Raw genomic sequence first — 6499 nt, forward strand, 5'->3', positions numbered from 1 at the left:
GCGATTATAAAGTTGAACTTTATCTCGCTAGGGCTGCGCATATTACGCTTTCCTATTTTTTTGTCAACACTTAAATTTAAACTTTCTAAAAAGATTCAATCTAAGTTTTACTTAACACCCTGAGTTGTTCGTGCCTCGCTATGCGTTGCTGTTTCCCGTCTCATTGGGGTCGCATTATAGGGAGATCCGAAAACAGATCAACCCTTTTTTGAAGAAAACTTGAAATAATGTGCTGTTCGCTGAGAATTTGAGCTAAACACGTTAAAAATACAACATAACCATCAAATTATTAACAACTAACGGGGTTCAAACCTATTTTATGTTAGAAGTAGAGTTAAACGATCTTCATATAGAGGCTTACACCCCAGATGATCAATACGATCGTTAATGAAAGTGTTACGGCTGCAGATCCCATATCTTTGGCCCTACCTGACAATACATGTAACTCTGTACTTACTCGATCTGTTAATGCTTCAATGGCGGAGTTTAGTAATTCAACTATTAATATAATAAGCAGTGAGCTAATTAGTATTGCCCAGTGTAATAGTGATGAAGCAAGCCAAAATGAAATAGGAAATAATATAAGGCTTAATAGTAGCTCTTGCCTAAATGCTGCTTCTTCCTTAAATGCTGCTTTAAAGCCTAGGTAGGAACAATAAGTCGCTTTGAAAACGCGTTTGAGGCCTAAGCCATTTGGTTTAAGTATATCTTTCATTAAAAAACTCTATGAATGAAGGTCAAAATAAAGCCCCGCAGTGCGAGGCTTTTTATTTATGCTACGCCGTATTGATCACGGTAAGCTTTAACTGAGGCTAAATGCTCATCCATTGTGCCTTGGCTTTCAAGGTAACTGATAAGATCAGCTAATTTTACAATTGAAATCACTTTGGTATTAAAGTCACGCTCAACTTCTTGAATAGCTGATAATTCAGCTTTACCCTTTTCTTGGCGATCTAACGCAATTAAAACACCACTAAGGTCAGCACCATTTTGTGCAATGATTTCCATCGACTCACGAATCGCAGTACCTGCAGTAATTACATCGTCAACTAGCATAATTTTGCCATTGAGTTCTGAGCCTACTAATGTGCCGCCTTCACCGTGTGCTTTTTTCTCTTTACGATTAAAACAGTAAGGTACATCTTTATCATGATGATCCGCTAAGGCAACCGCTGTTGTTGTCGCTATTGGAATACCTTTGTACGCAGGACCAAATAATACATCGTACTCTATAGCAGAATCTTCGAGTGCCGATGCATAAAAGCGACCTAAACGCGCTAAGTCTCGACCAGTATTAAACAAACCAGCATTAAAAAAGTAAGGACTTGTGCGTCCAGACTTTAATGTAAACTCACCAAATTTTAACACCTGCTTCTCTAGAGCAAATTCTATGAACTCTTTTTGATAATCTTTCATATCTTGTGGTCTACCTATTTATGCTAATGCTTGCTTTTGTACGTCAATAATTTCGCGAATAGAATGTTTAGCTAAAGTAAGTAACTCATCTAGCTCATCAAACGAGAAAGGTTCGCCTTCAGCTGTACCTTGAATTTCAATAATTTTACCTGTTTCGGTTAAAATTACGTTCATATCAGTCTCTGCTGCTGAATCTTCAATGTATTCTAAATCGCTAATTGCTTGGCCTTTGTAAATACCAACTGAAATAGCTGCAATCATATGTTTAAGTGGGTTTGAATTAATCATACCTTTTGCACGCATATGTGTTAGTGCATCAACAAGTGCAACACATGCACCACTTATAGAAGCAGTACGTGTACCACCGTCAGCTTGAATAACGTCACAGTCAATGGTAATTGTGTTTTCGCCAAGTGCTTTTAAGTCAACAGCAGCACGAAGTGCACGTGCAATTAAGCGCTGAATTTCCATAGTACGACCGCCCTGCTTACCACGTGCAGCTTCTCGAGCATTACGCGTATGCGTTGCTCGCGGTAACATACCGTATTCAGCATTGATCCAACCTTTACCCTGACCTTTCATGAAACGAGGAACGCCCGATTCAACAGTAGCTGTACAAAGTACTTTGGTGTTACCAAACTCAACAAGTACTGAGCCTTCAGCATGCAAAGTATAATTACGTGTAAATGTAACAGGTCTAATTTGGTTAGGTGTTCTTTCGCTTGGACGCATTGACGATCCCCTTAATTCAGAATTTGCGACATTATAAGTGTATGTGGGTATAGATACCATGTTGATTTAAATAAATAGCTGTATGCAAAATATTCAGTGTATTAAATTTTCCCTAGAGCTTAAGCAGTGTTACGGTATAATCATCATAATATTGTATTTATAAATTTAGGAAAATATCCATGATCCACAGTATGACAGCTTATGCGCGTCGCGAAATAAAAGGCGATTGGGGTACTGGCACTTGGGAAGTTCGCTCAGTAAACCAGCGTTACCTTGAAACATTTATACGCGCACCAGAGCAATTTCGTGGCATGGAGCCAGTTATTCGTGAGCGTTTACGCAAACACTTACAACGCGGTAAAGTTGAGGTCTTTTTAAAGTTTGTGGCAAATCCTGCCCACGTTGGCGAGCTATCAATTAACCAAGCACTTGCTGAACAACTAATAAATAGCGCTAAATGGGTTCAACAACAAAGTAATGGCGATATTAACCCTGTTGATATATTACGTTGGCCTGGCGTTATGGAAGCAGAAGAGCTTGATATGGATAGCGTTAATACAGCATTAATAGCTGGTCTTGATCAAGTAATCGAAGATTTTAAATCTGCACGTGGCGATGAAGGTGCAAACCTTGAAGAAATGATAGCAATACGCCTTGATGCAATTCTAGAGCAAGTAGAAATTGTAGAAACGCATATGCCTGAGATTGCTAAATGGCAGCGTGAAAAACTTGCTCAAAAGCTAGAAGACTTAACAGCAAACATTGACGAGTCACGCCTTGAACAAGAACTAATTTACCTTGCGCAAAAACAAGATGTGGCTGAAGAATTAGATCGCTTAAAGTCTCACGTTAAAGAAACTAAAAAAATCCTTAAAAAAGGAGGTGCATGTGGCCGCCGCTTAGATTTTATGATGCAAGAATTTAATCGTGAAGCTAACACGCTAGCGTCTAAGTCTATCAATAGTGACATCACTACTGCAGCCGTAGAGCTAAAAGTACTAATTGAACAAATGCGTGAGCAGATCCAAAACATAGAATAGCGTTTTAGCCTGTTTCAAGTTGTTTATAACTCATTAATAAGCCTATATTTTTATAGGCTTTTTGTTTTCTACCGTTCATACTAGCCCCCTATTGTACGTGTCCAAGTGGTTACCAAACTACTTGATATCACCGTAACCACTTTTAAAATCCTTGATAGCCATTTTCATACAACTCAATTAATGTAAAAGAAACCAAACAAAAAATTAAAAATGGTATAGATCCGCTTGCTGAAAGAGGTAAGGCAGGGACAGACATTATTATAACAATGAATGACCTATTTAATGACTGGTTTAAAGATAAAAGTAAAGAAGCAAAAAAACAGTTTTTACCTATTAATAAAGCCTTTAAGTTTAATTGGTAGTAACCGTCAACGGTTGGCGGTTTGGTTTTTTAAGCTAAACCGTCTTATATAAATAATGCAATGCCTGTGAAATATTGATAATTTTTATTAGCTATATAGTTAACATCAAATAAGTGAATATATGTCGAGTAGAGCAGATATTGGCAAACAAATAAGTACTAGCAGGAAAGCTTTAGGCTAAAAGCAACAAAAGCTATCAGAGATCGCGGGAATTAATAAAACGACGATTTCCGAGATTGAGAACGGTCGCTTTATGGGTTCATTCGATATATTTGAGCGACTGCTTGATGCTGTTGATTTACAATTTGAAGTTACCTCAAAACAACACTCTCTACCAGACTGGGATACCATTGAAGATATATTCTCGGAGGATGGCTAATGAGTGGCACACCACAGCTTCCAAATAAACCTGCTTTAACAAGGTAAGTTTTAGCCCAACTTAAGCGGTGGTAGGCATAAGTTTACTTGCCGCTAGGAATGCGCAGTTTAAGCTGCTCTACAAATAAGCCTATGCTTTGATAAACGTGTGCTTCAATCTCTTTGAGCTTTACTGTTTCACCGTTAGCTAAGCATTGCAGTAATAGGGTCATGAATGATTGGTAATCTGGTAACGACATACTATTCCCTGCCAAGCCGTATTAGTTAGTTACTATAAAGCTAATCCATTGTTCTTATTAGTTGAGATAATATACAAATTAAAATTATGGGGCAAAGGTTATGTACGCAGCTTTACTATGCATTATAAACAATTACCCCCTCGCAGGGCGCTGAGCTTACGGGTAGCGGGAGGGGTGTTATTTTATAAAGAGTCTGAAAGTATTGTATTCACAATTAATGATTCTTTGGCTACTTAATACATTCGCCTTTGTGTTGAGCGATACTAAACAAACGGGTCTAATAAGTCTTCGTCAAATACTAAACCTTTAAGGTTGTTACTTTGGATAATATTTTTAAACTCATCAGTACAATAAACTTTTTGAGCACCTTCCAGCTTAGATTTAAATAGCAGTTTATTTTGTATATCGTCTTGCTCAAAGGTAAGTAACTCTAAACCGTCTTCGAAGCCATCTTCGTATTTGGTTAAACACATGTCTTTTTGCTCTTGCCCGAAGGTAAGCAAGTTAAACAATATCATGTTGTTGCCTTCAGCTTTAACGGGTAAAAACTCTCCAAAATTTGCTAAGCGCTCTTTTAACAACTCATATACTGGCATCTTCATTATAAAAAAATGACCTAGCCGCGATATGTCATAATCTTGCTTTTTAGCTTTACCAAAATAGGCAAAATTTAACCCTTGAGGCCATAGAGGGCTAAATTCGATATTATTTAGTGAGGATGACATAAACATCCTTAGTACAGTATCTGTATCAAGGTCGTTATTTTTCGAAATTGTTTCTGAGAGCTCAACAATATCAAAGTCGATTACGTCGTATGTGTAAGCTTCGTTTTTAATTTGATATACAGTCACTATAAAGCCTTCCAATTTTCATTTTTTGGTTCAAGTAAACCTGCAGGTACAGTACCCGTTTTTATTGTAACTTTAACGGTTCTCAATCTATTCAAAAATAAAGCTTTAGGCGTAGCCGCATTACCAAAGTTAGTATTAATCCATGTCTCATAGTTATATCTGTGTAGCTTTCGATGAGGTGGCGAAGCTGGGCTATCCCAATTTTGCTCTTTATTTTTTTCAAAGTTAATTAACCATACACCGTTGATTGGATCGTTAATACCAACTCCATGCAGATGAAGATTAAGCCTTGTTTGTAACATATTCGCTGACTGGTATTGCCCTGTGCCACAAATAATATGGTGAGCCTCGTGCAGCTTAGTTGGTTTAGGCTCCCCTATTGCAGCCAAGTGACGAGCAAGCTTTTGAGTTGGATGGTGCTTTTCTTGTTTTAATTGCGTGACTGTAGAGCTTGCACTTAGCTCTCGGTATTCTTTTAAATCAGTTTGTAAGCGAGCATGAGCAGTAATTCTCTCTTTCTCTTTTTGCAAATGATTAAAATCACGAGCCATCTTATTTTTAAGATCTTCACTCGCCTGCCCCTTTTGAGCTATTCGCTTGTTATGGAACTCTTTAGCTTTTAACTCATAGTTATAAATAGCCATTTCTAATGGTGAAGGATTTTGAGGTCTCTCGGGATGAGGGTATGCGTGTAGCGGTTACATAAAACACTCTTCCTTGATTATCTGATTATGATTATGATTATGATTAGGTGTATAATACAAAAACTAAACAGTTTATCAATTTTTATGTGTGTTATTCGCTACTAGTTTAAGCTTATTTCCTCTTTAGTAAAATAATCTCTATTTACCAGAAACCTATTCCAAGTGGTTACCATAGCGGTTACCAACTGCAATATAAACACACTAAAATTACAACAAGCCAATGATAATATTGAGATTTAAATAATTACTCTATATTAAAATTCAAAAAGTTAAATAGTTTTCAGCTAAGTATGACACATTCATAACTTATCAAAACCCGAGCGTAGCTCGGGTTTTTAGTAATACCACTAATAATACTTTGAGTATTGTTACCAAGTATCTTCACCTAAGATTAAAGCGGCATCTTATACCAATCCGAAATAATACTTAATCATTTTGCGGGGCTAAACGTGTCGCTACCTGTGTTAAAAAATTCTCAATTAGGACAACTAAATAGCGATTTGTTTGCCTAGCTATCCACACGTTTTTCCATCCTCAAAATAGATCACTTAATTAAGCGTATTGGTATTAAATCGTACTTTATTTTAGACATTAAAAAGCCCGAGACTAAGCTCGGGCTTTTTGGTAATAATTAGCTAGGCTAATAATTACGCTACGATAGTTGCTACAACACCAGCACCTACAGTACGACCACCTTCACGGATAGCAAAACGAAGACCTTCATCCATCGCGATTGGTGCGATTAGAGTTACTGTCATCTTGATGTTATCACCAGGC

7 protein-coding genes and 2 pseudogenes are annotated in these 6499 nt (G+C 37.3%); 2 read left to right on the forward strand and 7 right to left on the reverse strand.

Features of this window, described 5'->3' with window-relative positions; all coding sequences use genetic code 11:
• Positions 1-334: 334 nt before the first annotated feature.
• The 3 genes from H5116_RS19855 to rph are packed head-to-tail and all read right to left on the reverse strand — an operon-like array spanning position 335 to position 2148.
• A complete protein-coding gene (locus H5116_RS19855; RefSeq protein ID WP_182696613.1) occupies positions 335-715 on the reverse strand; it encodes a diacylglycerol kinase in 381 nt (126 codons plus the stop codon).
• A gap of 56 nt (positions 716-771) precedes the next feature.
• Positions 772-1416, reverse strand: coding sequence for an orotate phosphoribosyltransferase (pyrE, locus tag H5116_RS19860; RefSeq protein ID WP_002958891.1), 645 nt, complete (start codon positions 1414-1416; stop codon positions 772-774).
• A gap of 18 nt (positions 1417-1434) precedes the next feature.
• Complete coding sequence (gene rph, locus H5116_RS19865) at positions 1435-2148, reverse strand: ribonuclease PH (protein ID WP_002958890.1); 714 nt, start codon at positions 2146-2148, stop codon at positions 1435-1437.
• A 179-nt stretch (positions 2149-2327) separates the two neighbouring features.
• Between rph and H5116_RS19870 the strand changes: the two genes are divergently transcribed.
• Both H5116_RS19870 and H5116_RS19875 read left to right on the forward strand, forming a co-directional pair.
• Entirely contained in the window at positions 2328-3188 is an 861-nt protein-coding gene (locus H5116_RS19870; RefSeq protein WP_002958889.1) for a YicC/YloC family endoribonuclease, read from the forward strand.
• 558 nt (positions 3189-3746) lie between these two features.
• Positions 3747-3929, forward strand: a pseudogene (locus H5116_RS19875) (helix-turn-helix domain-containing protein); the annotation flags it as partial.
• Between the two features lie 82 nt (positions 3930-4011).
• On the opposite strand, the gene H5116_RS19880 reads toward H5116_RS19875, so the two are convergent.
• The 4 genes and pseudogenes from H5116_RS19880 to H5116_RS19895 form a co-directional block, all read right to left on the reverse strand.
• Positions 4012-4167 (reverse strand): winged helix-turn-helix domain-containing protein, encoded by a 156-nt coding sequence (locus tag H5116_RS19880; protein WP_240915919.1) that lies wholly within the window; start codon positions 4165-4167, stop codon positions 4012-4014.
• Positions 4168-4430: 263 nt separating this feature from the next.
• Positions 4431-5018, reverse strand: coding sequence for a hypothetical protein (locus H5116_RS19885; RefSeq protein ID WP_182716912.1), 588 nt, complete (start codon positions 5016-5018; stop codon positions 4431-4433).
• Positions 5018-5662 (reverse strand): AHH domain-containing protein, encoded by a 645-nt coding sequence (locus tag H5116_RS19890; protein ID WP_182716913.1) that lies wholly within the window; start codon positions 5660-5662, stop codon positions 5018-5020. Before H5116_RS19890 ends, H5116_RS19885 begins: the two co-directional genes overlap by 1 nt.
• 707 nt (positions 5663-6369) lie before the next feature.
• A pseudogene (locus tag H5116_RS19895) lies at positions 6370-6499 on the reverse strand (elongation factor Tu); the annotation flags it as partial.

The sequence above is a fragment of the Pseudoalteromonas sp. SG45-2 genome (assembly GCF_014164115.1).
Classification (GTDB): Bacteria; Pseudomonadota; Gammaproteobacteria; order Enterobacterales; family Alteromonadaceae; genus Pseudoalteromonas; species Pseudoalteromonas distincta.